General features: G+C 65.0%; 11 protein-coding genes. All 11 read left to right on the top strand.

The genetic code is table 11. The features are described 5' to 3' along the window. The first annotated feature begins 57 nt into the window (after positions 1-57). Positions 58-1,275 carry a hypothetical protein gene (locus ASF30_RS12635; protein ID WP_055907042.1) on the top strand — a complete coding sequence of 406 codons (1,218 nt, stop codon included), beginning with the start codon at positions 58-60 and terminating at the stop codon, positions 1,273-1,275. Positions 1,276-1,429: 154 nt separating this feature from the next. Further along, positions 1,430-1,765 carry a hypothetical protein gene (locus ASF30_RS12630; protein ID WP_055907039.1) on the top strand — a complete coding sequence of 112 codons (336 nt, stop codon included), beginning with the start codon at positions 1,430-1,432 and terminating at the stop codon, positions 1,763-1,765. Between the two features lie 3 nt (positions 1,766-1,768). Further along, on the top strand, positions 1,769-2,299 hold the full coding sequence (locus tag ASF30_RS12625; RefSeq protein ID WP_055907036.1) for a hypothetical protein: 531 nt from the start codon (positions 1,769-1,771) through the stop codon (positions 2,297-2,299). A gap of 12 nt (positions 2,300-2,311) precedes the next feature. Further along, a complete protein-coding gene (locus ASF30_RS12620; RefSeq protein WP_055907033.1) occupies positions 2,312-5,428 on the top strand; it encodes an ABC transporter permease in 3,117 nt (1,038 codons plus the stop codon). A 72-nt stretch (positions 5,429-5,500) separates the two neighbouring features. Then, entirely contained in the window at positions 5,501-5,821 is a 321-nt protein-coding gene (locus ASF30_RS12615; RefSeq protein ID WP_157497349.1) for a hypothetical protein, read from the top strand. 49 nt (positions 5,822-5,870) lie between these two features. Then, positions 5,871-6,731, top strand: coding sequence for a DNA polymerase beta superfamily protein (locus ASF30_RS12610; protein ID WP_055907027.1), 861 nt, complete (start codon positions 5,871-5,873; stop codon positions 6,729-6,731). Positions 6,732-7,141: 410 nt separating this feature from the next. Next, entirely contained in the window at positions 7,142-8,272 is a 1,131-nt protein-coding gene (locus ASF30_RS12605) for a hypothetical protein (RefSeq protein ID WP_055907023.1), read from the top strand. A gap of 370 nt (positions 8,273-8,642) precedes the next feature. Then, positions 8,643-12,767: a hypothetical protein gene (locus ASF30_RS12600; protein WP_055907020.1), complete on the top strand. Its 4,125-nt coding sequence runs from the start codon at positions 8,643-8,645 to the stop codon at positions 12,765-12,767. A 118-nt stretch (positions 12,768-12,885) separates the two neighbouring features. Beyond that, a complete protein-coding gene (locus ASF30_RS12595) occupies positions 12,886-13,782 on the top strand; it encodes a SprT-like domain-containing protein (RefSeq protein ID WP_055907017.1) in 897 nt (298 codons plus the stop codon). A 6-nt stretch (positions 13,783-13,788) separates the two neighbouring features. Beyond that, the gene (locus ASF30_RS23025) at positions 13,789-14,775 is read left to right on the top strand and encodes a hypothetical protein (RefSeq protein WP_055907013.1); all 987 of its coding nucleotides are present in this window, start codon (positions 13,789-13,791) and stop codon (positions 14,773-14,775) included. 35 nt (positions 14,776-14,810) lie between these two features. Continuing rightward, the gene (locus ASF30_RS12585) at positions 14,811-15,668 is read left to right on the top strand and encodes a protein phosphatase 2C domain-containing protein (protein ID WP_055907011.1); all 858 of its coding nucleotides are present in this window, start codon (positions 14,811-14,813) and stop codon (positions 15,666-15,668) included. The last annotated feature ends 12 nt before the right edge of the window (positions 15,669-15,680 follow it).

Raw genomic sequence — 15,680 nt, 5'->3', positions numbered from 1 at the left:
CACTGGCGACACGCCGTCACCGAATCGGACCCGAAATGTGCCGCACACCTACGGTTCATGACGAAAAACACCACCTCCACGACCGCCGCTCCGAAGCTCGTTGCAGTCCAGACGGTCCAGCCCCGCAAGCAGGGTCTGGGCGAGAAGGGACGCTACGGCGAGAAGACCTACCGCGTCGACGGCATGGTCCTCGGAACCGACATCGTCGAGCCGGAGAACCTCGACGAGCTCCTCGCCACCTACGAGCACCTCACCGAGCCGGACGCCGACGAGGACCTGAACGACGTCGACGCTGAGAACGTCGCTGAGGACGAGGACGACGAGTCGGACGACTACGACATCGACGACGAAGGCTACGCCAACTTCACCGCGATGATCCGCTCCTCCGACAACAAGATCGTCCGCGAAGGCGCAAGCCAGCTGCTCCACGAAGCCAACAAGGTCATGGCCGGCATCTACAGCCGCACCCCGATGACGTACGAGCAGATGACGGAAGCCGCCGGCACCCTCGTCGCCGAGATGTACGACCGTGTCCACGTCGGCAAGGTCGTCAACAAGAAGGTCATCCAGTCCGTCGGGAACAAGATCCCGTCGCGCATCATCAACGAAGGCGTCCGCCACGAGACGAAGAAGGCGATCGGTCTGCTGAAGCAGGCCATCGACGAAGCTGAGCGTGTCGGCGTGAGCTACACCAAGCGTGAGGTGTCGCTGCTCGCCAAGGAGATGCGTGTCGGCTCCAACTTCAACCCCCGCAACCGCCCGGAGAAGGGGTTCGAGAAGTACCTCGCCGGAGGCAACACCAGCCTCGACGCGTACTCGGAGACGTTCGCTGACGAGGTCATGGAGGACTCCGGCTACGGCCGCGGCACCACCTACGTGGGCGAGGGCTCCGTCGCAGACCAGATGCTGGAAGCCCGCGAAGTCGGGAACCTCAGCCTCGCCCAGACCCGACGGAACTTCTACCCGGCTGTCGCCGTCGCGTTCGACGCACCCGCACCGGTCTCCGACCTCTTCACCGAGAAGGAAGGCCGCAAGGTCGCCGCCACCCTCCGCAACCAGGAGGACGTCCTCGACGCCTGCAGCGACTTCATGTTCGGCTACAAGACCGACGGTTCGGACGCCCTGTTCGCCCCGTTCGGAAACATCACCCAGTCCGCCAAGGAGGACTTCGTGGAGATGGTCCGCGCTCGCGCTGACTACGCCCACGAGCTGTGGGAGTCCGCACTCCACCTGGCGACTGAAGGAGCCGAGAAGCGCACGCGCCGTCTCGTCTAAGCAGCGTCACAAGCACCACCAGCGGCCGGTTCGGGACTCCTGAACCGGCCGCACACTTATGCCTCCGGTTGACCTACAAGGACACCGGCGATTCGCCACATGTCTTGCGGTCAGCCCCGGCTGGAAAGCCGCAACGACCTGAAAGGCACACATAATGCTCATCCACACCGCAGGAACCTCCAGCACGCTGGACCTCAAGGGCGCATGGAGCACCTTCTGGCAGAAGGTGTCGGGCTCCTACGAGGGAAGCGCCGTCGAGACGACGGTCACCATCGTCGGCGTCGCCCTGATCGCATGGTCCATCCTGAAGTTCTTCTGGGACAAGCGACGCGGAGGCGGCGCCCGCCAGAGCCCCATCTGGTGGACCCTGGCCCTCGGCGGACTGATGATCGGCCCGAACTTCCTGATCCCGGCGATCCTGACAGCCCTCCAGCTCGTCATCAACGCCGCAGTGAAGCTGCTGCAGTCGATCTCCGGCACCTCCGCGTAAGCCATGTACTTCTATTCGCTCACGCACCTCACTGGGCGAAAGAAGAACGTCGACCGGAAGATCATCATCCTGACCTTCGAGGCTGATAAGACGACGACGATCATCACGATCTTCTCGCTCATCGCCTCGTTGTTCCCGACGATCATCGTCTACGCGATCATCGGCATGCCCGCCCTCGTCATCGTGCCTGCTCTGTGCTCTGTACTGGGATGGTTCCTGTTCCGGTACAGGGCACAGAAGGGCCTGCAGATGCCGATGTACAAACTGCTGGTCGACCGGAAAGCCGCCAAGGAGCTGTCGAAGCAGATCCTCGTCTGCGGCGTCCCACTCCCGAAGCACTCCAGCATCGGCCGGGTCGTCTCCTCTTCGGAGGCGGTGCTCGGCGGGACCTCCATCCCCGGGCCGGACCTGTTCGGCCCCGACCCTCTGCCTGCGAAGGGGAAGACCCGACGGGATGTCTCCCTCGCACCCGCCTACGGGAAGACGGCCAAGACCCAAGCCACCCCCACCACACGCTCAGACCTTCTCGACTAGGACGAAGACTCCATGAACACCCCCACCAGACGCACTCGACTGGCCACCCTCATCGGGGCGTTCATCGCGCTGTCCATCGTCTTCGCACCGACCGCCGCAAACGCCGCAGTCATCAGCCACCAGTCCGAGATCACCCAGTCTGTGGCGTCAGCTCAGGTCGAGCTCGCTTCCACGTCAGTCCAGGCGTCGGCAGCCCTCGGCGACCCGTCGCCGTCGGTCAAGCCGTCCGGCAGCGACGACCCGAAGACGAGCGAGTGGATCGGGCTGAACCGTTGGTCCGACATCACGTCGAAACTGTACGTCCGCGAGCCGGACGACATCTTCAAGTCCGCCGGTCTCAACGTCCAGAAGTCCATGAAGGAGATGTGTCTCTCCGGGCTCAGCCTCCTCTGGGGACTCACCGGGATGCTGTCCGACTTCGCTGCAGACATGCAGCCGATCGACGCTCTCGGGGAGAAGATCGACGAGGGAACGAAGAAGCTGAAGAACGCCGTCTGGTCGCAGCCGCTCATCTTCGTGGCCGTGGCGATCGCCCTGCTCGGCGCCATCTTCTGGAACCAAGCCCGCGGCCGTGACTCCTCCCGCCTGTGGAAGCGGATGCTCGGCGTCGTCGGCACCGTAGCCTTCATCGGCATGCTCGGAACCGGAGCTACAGCCAGCCACGGCACCGGCGCCGGCTTCACACCCGGCACCGGATCGCCGGCCTGGCTGCTGAAAACCACCACCGGCTTCCTCGACGACGGCATGAACGCCGCCCTCAGCTCCCTGAACGCCATCAACTTCTCCGACCCGTCCACCGGCACCGCGGAGGTCGAAGGCAAACTCGGCGGGCAGCTCTCCTGCGACAGGTACGAAGCGAACATCGCCGCCGCCCAGCAGTCCGCGTTCAAATCCAACGGCTCCTCAGCCACCCTCGAATCGATCAGCTCCCTCTGGCAGACCACCGCCCTGGAAACCTGGAAGTCCGTCCAGTTCGGCGCCGGCAACCCCTACGCCAACAAGGTCTGGTGCCACCGCGCCGACCAGCTCATCGGTGTCAGCACCACCACACAGTTCAACCTGACCACCGACGGCGTCCCCGGTATCGCCAGCTCAGCAGAAGCCGGAAACAACACGGGCGACAAGTCCCGCGCATGGCACCAGTACAACAACGCCGACGAAGCCAAGTCGATGATCGCCTGGGCCGCCTGCAACTGGGACGGCGACAGCTGGTACATCGAGGACGCGTTCAAGTACCGCTTCGGAGACACCAGCAAGCCCTGGATGGACGCCCAGTACTGCAAGACCTGGTGGCAGCACGACACCCAGGTGTCCGGCAACGGCATGGACGGCGCTGACGGCGAAGACGACTACTGGAGCGGATTCCGCATCGGCGTCGGCGAAGGCGGATCCGCCGAGATCAACGAGTACAGCAACGACCCTGAGGTGACGAACTTCGTCAACAGCGTCAACTCCGGCGACGGGTTCGCATCCCTCGGACTCATCCTGATGTCCTACCTGTCCACGATCGTCGTCACGCTGATCCTCGGCGTTGCCCTGTCCGGCATCATCATGTTCGCCAAGATCATGGCCGTCCTCACAGTCATGACCATGATGATCACCCTCATCGCCTCCATGTTCTCCCGCGAGGGCCCCGGAGCGAAGCTCGCCAGCATGCTGAAGCAGGTCGTCGGCTTCACCGTCCTCGCCTCCGCCAGCACCCTCATCTTCGTCCTCGTCACCTGGATGACCCAGTCGATGATCGACATGGGGCTGGTCCTCGCCGCACCAGGCACCCTGATCAGCATCGTCTGGGTGGGCATGGCACCGATCTTCGCCATGGTCGGCCTCCACATGCTGTTCAAGAACGTCCTGAAGAAGCCGTCACCGATGACCCCAGCCGGAATGATGGCGTGGGGCGGCGGAGCTGCAGCAGCCGGCGGCGCACTGGTGAACTCGGTCCAGAACCGCACCTGGAACAAGGCGACCGGAAAGGCTCGCGACACCCTCGGCCTGAACCGCAACAAGGGCGGCGTCGACGAGAACGGCAACCCCCTGGCGACCGGCCGAGGCATCACCTCCGGCCCCGGCGGAAACGGAGCATCCGGTGCTGCCGGCAACCGTTCCGGCTCCGGCGACCTGCCCCGCACCAAGGCTGAGACGAAGGCCCTGGAGAAGAAGAACAAGGACGAGGCGAACGCCGCGAAGAAGGAACGGAAGCTGTTCGACCAGACCGGCGACACCACCGCCATGGAAGCACGCATCCGGGAGGAGCTCTTCGGCAAGGACGACACCGCCGCGGCCGCCGCGGCTGCCGCCGCTGCGGGTGCAGCTGCAGGCACCGCCGCCGCGAACGATGCCGGACCGACGAACCCGTCAGCAGCCGCAGACATGGCTGCAGCGTCGACCGAGTTCGGCCGCGACTCCACCATCGACGGCAGCTTCGCACCGGAAGCCCCGGACGAGAAGGAGGCCAAGCCGTTCGACGACTTGCTCCACGACGGCGACTCCGCCGCGTCGGTGCTCACCGCACCGCAGGAAGCAGCGACACCCGAAGGCCGCGAGAAGCTCCGCGACCCGAAGTGGAACTGGAAGGACCAGGCAGGGGAGGACCTCCGGGACCTCGCGAAGCACCCGGTGAAGTTCTCCAAGCAGGCGCTCGGCTCCGTGACGAAGGAAGCAGCCAAGGGCACCGGTTGGGCCCTGAAGCACGGCCTGCCGGCAACAGCGGCCGTCATCGCAGGTCCCGTCGGAATCGCTGCCTACAGTGCAGTGAAGCTGCACAAGAAGGTGTCCGACAAGATGACCCTGGCGGACAGCGCGAAGGCCGACACCTACGCGACACAGGAAACCGAGATCCGAGAACGGCTCCTGAAGGCGAAGGAAGTCTCGGACAAGGTCCAAGGCCAGACCGAGTACGAGAAGCACGTGGCGAAGGCTGCAACGCAGCGCACCAACCCGGGTGGCGCACCTGCAGCACCCGCTCCGGGCGCAGCAGTTCCCGGCGCCGCCCCGCAGCAGGCACCGCAGCAGGCTCCGGCCCCGGCCGGGCCGACGCTCCAGCCGGTGTTCGCGCAGCAGCGGGCCGCGTCGACCAACCTGGCTGACGCTCAGGCGTTCGACCAGTGGAAGACCAAGAACCAGCAGTAACACACGGCAGATGAGGCGGCCGTCGGTGCACACCGGCGGCCGTTTCTGCGTCTGTCCGCACATGACCGTGGCATGGAAACCCTCAACTCTGTGGCCGGCGCTTACCGGGTCGCGACTGCCAGTGGCAGTGAATACCTGATCGACATCGACGGCAGGACCCTCACCCGGCTGCCGAGCGTCGGCATCACCGACATCGAACTCGCGGACCCGTCATCCCCGCTCCGCCGCGACGGCGATGCGGTGCAACTTTTCCAGCTGATCGACTGCACGGTCGGTCGCCCGGCCCAGTTCATCATCGGCGGGCTCGACGCAAACGAGGGGTACGCCGGCACCCACCGAGTGACCACCACGGTCACCCGTATCGACGAGCTGGCTGCCGCAGAACTGGTCTGATCCGCCCATGTAGGTGATGAAGAAATCACCTGAACGATCGGACCCCATCATGCCTTCAGAGCAGCGGCTCAGCCTCGAGGAGCTCGACGCGCTCCCTATTCTTCTGCGCACCATCGACGGGTCCGAGGTGCACGGCACGGCCCTGTCCGACGGGAACTCCGACATCGACCACCTGGGCATCGCGGTTGAAGCTATCAACGACGTCCTCGGCACCGGCATGTCGCCCGCCCAGTGGACGTACCGCACCGCTGTGGAGCGAGCGCAGAAGGAGGCACTTCTCCGGGCCAGGACACCCGAGGCTCTGGCTCATGAGGAATCGGAGCTTCGCAGGAAGGCTCCGCGTTCACTGGCTGGCGACTTCGACATCAAGATCTACCCGGCCCGGAAGTGGGCGTCGCTGGCCGTGAACGGCAACCCCAGCGTCCTCACACCGCTGTTCGTGGACGAGTCCTACCTGCTATTCGAGAATGAGTTCGGTGCTGAGCTTCGGGAGAACCGCCACAGGTTCATGTCCGTGGAGCTGGTCAAGGCTCACTTCCACTACATGCAGCGACAGAAGGAGAACGTGTCGGCGACGAAGAAGAACCGCCGGATCTCCCGACCGGAGCTCATCGACGCCCACGGGTTCGACTCGAAGTTCGCCGCCCACTACATCCGTCTGGGTCATCAGGGGCTCGGCGTCCTGAACGACGGCACGCTCCACATTCCGCTTCCTGAGGATGTGGCCGAGTCGATTCGTGCCATCCGTCGCGGTGACCGGTCGCTCGACGATGTCCTCGCGGAGGGGGCGGAGCTGGAGGCGAAGATCGAGTCGGGCATGGCATCCACCTCGCTGCCTCAGTGCGGCGACCAGGCATGGGCAGACTCCTGGCTGACCCGGGTTCAGCTTCGTACGTGGGGCTTCGCCTGACACCAGATCAGGGGTACCAGATTGGGCGGTGGGTCTTCGGACCTGCCGCCCATTGCGCGTTCGGATGTGCGGATCAGGTCTGTTCTGTCGGCTTTGAGACCCGAAACTGTACCCAGTTGTGGGGGTGCTGGTGTTTTGTGCAGAACCCCGCAGATCGGCTCTATTAAAGGCGACGCGCCGCAACAACCCCCGATTTGACACCGGACGGATCCGTCATTGCGTTCCGCAGAACCCCTGGAGTGCCGCACATGCAGGTATCAAGCAAGAAAGTCGCGAACCGGAAAAGCCGGAACGCGACACCCTGAAACGGCTGAAGAGACTACGACGAGGACTAACGGACACGCAGATATCATTTCCCCTTAGCCGGCATCAGGGTACCCAACTGTGCAGCACAAGGAGATTGAGTACCGATGACCGAGAACACCACGCCGACCACCGACGCCCCCACCGAGGCGGCCGCCTGGGCTGAGCCCACCGCCGCATCGACCGAGCAGGTCGAGGTGCCCACATTCGCACCTCCCGCTCCCGCCACACTCACCGGCAAGGCCTCGGCGTTCTGGAACCAGCTGCCGAAGCCGACCAAGGTCATCGCCGCTGTCGCAGCCGCCGTCATCGTCATCTCCGCCGTCGCCATCCCGGTCACCGTCACCGCCGTCGACGAGCACAACAAGCAGGTCGTCGCCGAGCAGCTCGCAGCCGAGCAGGCCGCCGAGCTGAAGGCAGCCGCCGAGCTCACCGCCGCCCAGAAGGACGCCACCAGCTACAACGACACGTTCGCGAAGTTCGGCGCCACCTACAAGGGCTACATCGACCCGAAGCAGGCTGCAGCATTCGAAACAGCCCGCGACGCACTCGTGAAGGCAGCCGCCGGCGACGACATCAAGGCGATCGCCAAGGCGAAGAAGGCCGTCACCGCCGCATACCTCGCAGCTGCGAAGTCAGCCGGCCCGGTCGCCGACCAGGTCACCAAGAAGCAGACGCTGGCAGACAAGGCCTCGAAGGACGCTGTCGCGAAGGCCGTGAAGGTACTGAACGCGGCCATCTCCGGCGACGGTGATGTCGCCAAGGCCCTCGCCGCGGTCAAGACCGCCGACGACGCCGTCAACAAGTCCCAGGCCACCGCGGTAGCCGCCGCTGCCGCCGCAGCTGCCGCGAAGGCAGCAGCAGAAGCACAGGCTGCAGCGGATGCAGCAGCTCAGGCCGACGAGGGCGGTTACTCTGACGACTCTGAGTACAGCGACGGCGGCTCGGGCGACAGCGGCTCCGGTGCGCCCTCGTCTGGTGGTGCTCCGTCGTCCGGCGGTGCCCCCAGCTCAGATGGTGGCGCTCCCAGCAACCCGGCTCCTCCCGTCCTCGACGAGAACGTCTACGTTCAGGCGAACGGTGACTACCGTCCCGGCTGCGACGGCTTCCCGTCGTTCCTCATGTACAGCCACAACCCCGGTGCCGGTGGCACGTCGATCATCAACGTCGACTACGCGTACGACTACTCAATCGACGGCCAGACGGTCAACGTCTACGGTTGCGACATTCCTGAGTGAGCTTCCCCGTGGCGGCATCCCGGCTCCCGGCATGAGAGCCGGGGTGGAAGCCACAGGTGGTATTTGAGGGAGTTGCGCGTCTCCCTGACGTGAACAACATGCGCGATACGGGGTGATTTCTCTCGATCATCGACTGCTCCGTTTCGTTTCGCATGTGTCTTCCTTCTTCATTACAAACATGTGCGGGCCTGTTCGCTTTTGTTCGCTTTTCACGAGCAATTTCTGGACCCAGTTCGTCTATCTTTCTTCGACACCTGCATGCGCGGAAACGCATGGTTTGTCGCTGGCCGGCCGCCAGTACCTGACCCCAGCATTCGCCACATACCTACTCAGTGAAGATCTTCCGCCTGAGTAGAAAATGAGGTGACCTGTGAAGCTTCCAGAGAAGCTGTTCGGTCGCGCCGCCCGCAGTGCTGCCGCCGGTTCCCACGCCGGAGCTGTGTCTCCGCGCCGCCGCATCGTACGCACCATCACGGCGATCGCCGCTGTCGTCGCCGTCATCTCCGGTGGAGCACTCACCGCGATCACCGTCCAGGCTGCATCCAACGGCCCGCACTCGAGCACCGTCACCCCTTATGGCGGCGACCTCGGCGCGTACGGAACAGGAAGCTGGGGTTGGGCGTACTGCATCGACCCCGTCAACGACTGGCCGTCCGGTGCCACCGGCGGACCGAACCTCTCGTCAGGTCACCTTGACGGGCGCGGCACCACCTCCCGATACCTCGGAAGCGACGACACCCGAAAGCTGAACTACATCCTGAACCGCTGGGGCCAGGAGAACGGCGCCGCGATGGCGAACTCGACCGCCGCCGCGGTCAGCGCCTCCGTGTACAACCTCACCTCGTTGAACGACCACCGCGGCTCAGCCTCCAACCCCGACGGACGCTTCTGGTCCAACGGAGACGGAGCAATCCAGGCCGACGTCGACTGGATCTGGGCGGAGACGCTCGCGAACTACAACTACCAGATCCCCGACGGCTACGGTCAGATCACCTTCGCGGTCGACGGGAACAACAACTACAACGGAACCATCACCGTCAAGAACACCCCCGCGAACACCAAGGCGGGCACTGTCACCCTCACCAACGGCCGGTTCAAGGGCGCCGGCGCCACCCGCACCGACATCAAGCCCGGCGTCGCCTACGCGATCACCGGCGTCCCACCGACAGGAGCGAGCTCCTACAAGATCTCGGCGACGGGTACCTTCCAGTCGAACGCTGGAACCACGGCCGACTCGGTGAACGTCTACTACTCTGACGCGGATCAGCAGCGCATTGTGAACGGAACCGGCGCCGAGTACCAGAGCTTCAAGATCAGCGGCACCGACCCCGTAAACCGCCAGGTGAACTTCGAGCCGACAGTCACCACGTCCGTCCCCACCGCCTACCTGAAAGCCGGGCAGAACTTCGCCGACACGGTCACGTTCGGAGTGAAGAACGGAACCACCTGGGCGACCAACGGCGGCAACTTCATCGTCCTGAAGGCCAAGGGGACGCTGTACGGGCCTTTCAGCACCAAGCCGACCCAGTCGACCACCGTGCCCGCCAGCGCCCTGTCCAAGGTCGCAGGAACAGCTACGGTGACTACGACCGCGGCCGACGGCCCCAACATCTCCTACTCCGCGATTGCCCGCGACCCTGGCACCGGCGCTGCGATCAAGACGGTGGCCGGCACCGGCTACTACACCTGGGTGTGGAAGGTCGCAGAGGCAGACCAGACCACCTTGGTGAAGAACTTCCTCCCCGACGGGTACGTCGACCAGGACGCATTCGGACTCACCGCTGAGACCCCGTTCGTGATCCCGTCCTTCTCCACCAACGCGACCGTGCAGGCCACACCGGGCTCCACCATGAAGGACACGGTGACCATCACCGGTGTCGTGCCCGCACAGGGGATCGACGTCACCTTCAAGGCGTACCTGCAGAAGCCCGGCGCCACCACGCCTGCCTGCGTCGACACAGGCACGGGGAAGACCCTGCTGTACACGAGCCCGAAGAAGTTCCTCGCGGCAGGCACCACACCTCAGAAGCTCACCACTGACCCCTTCGGGCTGACCAAAGCCCATGTCGGCAAGATCTACTGGGTGGCAACCGCCAACCTCGGCGGCACCACCACGCAGTTCTGGAAGGACGGCTGCGGCACCGACCCGGATGAAACCACCATCGTGTCAGTCCCGACATTCAAGACTGACGCCACCGACCAGTCCGCACCAGGCTCGACCGCGTCCGACACGATCACCGTCACCGGCTTCATCTCACCGGAAGGTGTGGACGTCACCTGGGCGGCGTACGTGCAGCCCGCTGGTTTCACCACCGCGACGTGCACCACCGCGAACCTGGCCGTATGGCCGGGCGTCACCCCCGGCACCCAGCACTTCACCACCGCCGGAACCAAGAGCTCCAACGCCACCAACCTCGACATGTCCCACGTCGGCGTCCTCGTCTGGGTCGCAACGGCGAAAGTCGGCACGGTCGAGGTGTGGAAGGACGGCTGCGGCACCGACCCCGACGAGCGCACCGCAGTGAAGGTCCCGACGTTCAAGACTGTCGCCACGACCGAATCCACTCCCGGGTCCACCGCGGTCGACACCGCCAACGTCAACGGGTTCATCCCCGCCGAGAAGGTGTTCCTGAGCTGGGAAGCGTTCGTTCAGCCCGACGGGTACACCACTCCCATCTGCACCGCCGCGAACAGCGTCCTGAAGAGCGCAGCGTGGACCCCCGTCACCGCGTCCGGTGATGTCCAGTCCGAAGTGTTCCACCTCGACATGCGCCACCAGGGCACCCTGCTGTGGGTCGCTTCCGCCCGAATCGGCACCGTTCCGGTCTGGCAGGACGGCTGCGGCACCGACCCGAACGAGCAGACAAAGGTCTCCGTCCCGAAGTTCAAGACGGACGCGCTCGACCAGTCCACGCCGGGCTCCACCGTGTTCGACTCCGCTACCGTCTCCGGGTTCATCCCCGCTGAAGGAGTCGACGTCACCTGGGCCGGCTACGTTCAGCCTGCCGGGTACACCACCCCGGTCTGCGACGTCACCACCGCCGGCGCTGGTCTGACCAACGCATCCGCTGTTCACCTGACCACTGCCGGCGAGGCCCGCTCGGACGACTTCAAGCTGGACATGTCCCACGCCGGCACCATCCTGTGGGTCGCGACAGGCTCCATCAACGGAGTCCAGGTCTGGCAGGACGGCTGCGGGACCGACCCGGATGAAACCACGATTGTGTCCGTCCCGAACGTCGTCACCGACGCTCTCGACCAGTCCGTGCCCGGATCCACCGTCACCGACACTGCCACCGTCACCGGGTTCCTCCGCCCTGAGGGCATCGACATCACCTTCGAAGGTTTCCGCCAGGACCCGAACGGTGACGGCACCCCGGTGTGCGCACCGGAGAACCGGGTCTACAACTCGACCGCCCCCACCCACCTCACCGAGGCAGGGGAGGCGAAGTCCGAAGCGTTCAAGGTTGTCATGTCCGACGTCGGTGACGGGTTCACCGAGTCCACCATCCTCTGGGTCGCCACCGCCAAGATCGGCGACGTGGAGATCTGGAAGGACGTCTGCGGCCAGAACCCCGACGAAGCTTCCAAGCTGAGCGTCCCGAAGGTCTCGACCAATGCTGAGCCGTTCGCCACACCGTTCTCCACCGTCCGCGACAACGCCAAGGTGGAAGGGTTCCTCCCGCCCGAAGGTGTCGACATCCAGTTCAACGCCTACCTTCAGCCCGCCGCGGCCGACGAGGACACCGACGCTGAAGCAGCACCTGTCTGCACAGCAGACAACCGTGTCCTTCAGTCCACGAAGACGCACCACCTCGACATGGAAGGCGACGTCACCTCGGAGGACTTCGCTGTGAAGGCCACCGACGTCGGAACGATCTTCTGGCAGGAAGTCGCCACGGTCAACGACACCGTCATCCACACCGGAGAGTGCGGTCAGAAGGACGAGATCACCAGCGTCCAGTGGCCGACTTTCGCCACCGAGGCAGCCCAGGGCTACATCGGCGAGGACGCCTACGACACTGCGACCGTCACCGGCATCGTCGCCCCGGGTTCGTACCTCACCTTCGATGCCTACCTGGCGCCGCAGGGTGAGGAGCTCGTCCAGGACGAAGCTCACCTGTTCAACGCCTCATGGCATGAGCAGAAGTTCCCGGTGAACGGAGAAGGCGTCTCCAAGGTCGGTCAGGAGTCCAACGACCAAGTGATCACCGTCAAGTCGGCCGGACAGCTCGTCACCCAGCTCGGCAAGGTCCAGTGGGTCGCGACTCTCCACGCCGCTGACGGCACCGTGATCTCCGCCGGCGACTTCACCGACTTCCACGAGCGCACCACCCTGAAGCGGTCCCGCATCAAGGGCCTCATGGACGTCATCGAGTACTCCGGCGTCAGCGTCAAGCTGATCTACGGCGGCATCCTCGCCGGCACCCTGCTGTCGATCGCGTTCCTGGTCGCCGCAATGGTCCTGTGGATCCGTCGTCGACGTACCGCCTGATAGCTAGGTAGAGGAAGGGCCGGGGTTTCGCACTCCGGCCCTTCTTCGTCCGCCGAGTCGCTGTTCACCATTTTCTCCGCATGCCGCACATGAAGGTGACGAGAAGAAGGAGAACCTCATGGACCTGACAGCAGCACGCACCCTCACCCACCAGAAGATGACCGAGCACAACCTCATCGAAGCCGGCTGGCGCTTCCAGTGGGACAACGCCGAACGCCGAATGGGCTGCTGCCACTTCGCGTCCAAGAGGATCACCATCAGCCGCAAGTACGCAGCGGTCGCCACCGAGGCTGAGGTCCTCAACACGATCCTCCACGAGATCGCGCACGCTCTCGTCGGGGTCACCTACGAGCGCTCCTACTACGGAAGCCGCGGCAAGTCCGTCCACCACGGCGCCGAGTGGAAGCGGAAGGCGCGCGAGATCGGCTGCACCGGAGAGCGTTGCGGATCCAACCCGTACTACACCGCGAAGCAGAAGGCGATCAACGCCGCCAAGATCGACAACGCCGGCGCTGAGGTTGGCGAGCCCGCCTACCGCGAGGTGTTCCAGGGCCGATTCACGCCGCTCGCCCGCCGCGGCGACAAGATCATCACCAAGACCGGCGAAGTCGGCATCATCGTCCAGCCCCGACAGACCAAGTACGAGTTCGCGAAGATGGACGGCACCCGCTGGACCATCCACTTCCAGAACGTCAACTTCGTCGTCGGCGGCCGCGGCGCCAACCACCCGGTCCCCGGGAAGAGCGCCGCCGAGGTTCGCGCCGCTCTCCACGCGCTGCAGCCTGCTGCCACCAAGGCGGCATTCACCGCGGATGACGCCCGCCCCGTCCCGACCGGATACCGAATCCCCAACGACTCGCAGGTCGTCATCTACGCGCCCCGCTCCCCGAAGTACCACGGCCTCGTCGGAAAGATCGTCAAGGTGAACGGAGTCACCTACAAGGTGGAGATCCCCGGCGTCGGTCGCATCAACGCACCCAAGGACATGGTCCGGCTCGCCCCCAAGGCGGCCTAGACGCCCGTGACCATCATCAACTCGGACCGTCGCGAGGCTGGCGTCAACGCCCTTCGCGGCGGTCCGCTCAACCTGTCATTCCTCGGCCTGCTGGATACACCGGCGGCCAAGGATGCCAGCATTTCTGCCACATGCCTTCCCGATGTGCGCCACCCAACCATCAACACCTACGCCCGCGGCCGCTGTGACTTCTCCGAGGATGCATTCTCCGTCACCGCGAACTCCGCCGTCCTCATCGACGGCGCCTCCGGGCTCGGCGACGTGAACGAGTCAGGCTGGTCCAGCGACTCCCAATGGTTCGCCCACAACACCGCCATCGGCACCACCAGTCACCTGCAGAGCGCACCGACAGTCGCCCAAGCGTTCGCCCGAAGCCTCGCAGACCTGCACTCAGTCTCCCCGAGCGCCCTCATCGACGGAACACACCCGGTCGAGTTCCAGCCCGCGGCCGCCGGCACCGCATGCCGCGTCTGGCGCGGAAACGTCCAGGTGCACGTCCTCGCGGATGTCGTAGCCGTCGTCCGGCACGACGGCGGTGTCGACGTCATCACAGACACCGTCCTGCCGCAGATCGAAGAGACCATGTTCGTCGCCGCCCGTCAGATCGCTGACGAGCAAGGCATCACCTTCCGAGAAGCCGTCAACCACATCGGCCACCTGAAGGTGCGGAAGCGGACCCTGATCAACGACGAAGACCACGGCTACCCGGTCCTCAGCCTGGACGGGTCCGGAGTCCAGAACGGACTGTCCGCCAGCTACCCCGCCGGTACCGTACAAGAAGTGCTGCTCCTCACAGACGGGTACGCCGCCGCGGTCACCTGCGCCGGCGTGTACGACACCTACAGCGAGCTGCTGACCGCAATCAACAAGGACGGCCTCGCTGCGGTCGCCGACAAGATCATCGACGCGTACACCGCCGACCCCGACTTCGAGAAGCACCCGCGGTTCAAGGCGATCGACGACATGACCGCCGTCCACCTCCGATTCGCCTGACAGGGCGAGAAGCTTCCGCCACATGCCTTCAGGGCGTGGCACACAACCTCAGCTCCAGCACCTACGCCCGCGGCCGACGCTCATTCTCTGAAGACGCGTTCGCCGTCACTAGCGACGCAGCGATCGTCCTAGACGGAGCCTCCGGGCTCGGAGGGGAGCAGATCACCGACTGGGGCACCGACGTCGAATGGTTCTCCCACACCCTCACCCAACAGCTCGCAGCCACCGTATCCGGCCCCGGCACCCTCCACGACATCGCTGCCGAAGCCGTGGCGGCCGTCGCCGACACCGAACCCGGCCGAACCCTCTCAGACCCGTCCCGCCCGACCGAGTTCCGACCGTCCGCCGCCGGCGCCATCGCTCGAGTCCGCGACGGGAAGCTGCAAGTGCTGTCCTTCGCAGACGTGTCAGCGGTGGTGTTCCTCACCGACGGCACCTTCGAAGAGCTGAACAGCCCCGTCCTTCTCCAGCTGGACGCCGACATGCTCGCCGCCGCACAGTCGGAAGCCGACGCTCGCGGAATCACCGCCCGTGAGGGCATGAAGTACGTCCACGACGCGAAAGTGTTCGCACGCCGACACATGAACACCCCACACGGCTACTCCGTCCTCACCCTCGACGGCGCCGGCATCCCGCTGGCCACCTACCGGGAGTGGGACGCCACACAGGTGACCGACGTCATCCTCGCCACCGACGGGTACGCGGCAGCGGTGGAGATCGGGCTGTTCGATGACTGGGACCACCTTCGCCGCACCGTCACCGAAACCTCCCTGCACATCCCTGCGATCCGGCTCCTGCAGGCGTACGACAACGACCCAGACTTCATCACCTACCCGCGCTCGAAGCATGTCGACGACATCACCGCCGTCCACGTGCGTGTCGGCCGCGGCTAGGGCGACGCCACA

Origin of the sequence: Leifsonia sp. Leaf264 (assembly GCF_001422325.1) — a bacterium.
GTDB lineage: Bacteria > Actinomycetota > Actinomycetes > Actinomycetales > Microbacteriaceae > Orlajensenia.
Note: the sequence above shows the minus strand (reverse complement) of the source record. Positions and strands in the feature narration are given on the sequence as shown.

Bases quoted from the DNA above. Each gene is read 5' to 3' on its own strand.
- ASF30_RS12635 (WP_055907042.1), top strand. From the start codon at position 58: ATGACGAAAAACACCACCTCCACGACCGCCGCTCCGAAGCTCGTTGCA.
- ASF30_RS12630 (WP_055907039.1), top strand. From the start codon at position 1,430: ATGCTCATCCACACCGCAGGAACCTCCAGCACGCTGGACCTCAAGGGC.
- ASF30_RS12625 (WP_055907036.1), top strand. From the start codon at position 1,769: ATGTACTTCTATTCGCTCACGCACCTCACTGGGCGAAAGAAGAACGTC.
- ASF30_RS12620 (WP_055907033.1), top strand. From the start codon at position 2,312: ATGAACACCCCCACCAGACGCACTCGACTGGCCACCCTCATCGGGGCG.
- ASF30_RS12615 (WP_157497349.1), top strand. From the start codon at position 5,501: ATGGAAACCCTCAACTCTGTGGCCGGCGCTTACCGGGTCGCGACTGCC.
- ASF30_RS12610 (WP_055907027.1), top strand. From the start codon at position 5,871: ATGCCTTCAGAGCAGCGGCTCAGCCTCGAGGAGCTCGACGCGCTCCCT.
- ASF30_RS12605 (WP_055907023.1), top strand. From the start codon at position 7,142: ATGACCGAGAACACCACGCCGACCACCGACGCCCCCACCGAGGCGGCC.
- ASF30_RS12595 (WP_055907017.1), top strand. From the start codon at position 12,886: ATGGACCTGACAGCAGCACGCACCCTCACCCACCAGAAGATGACCGAG.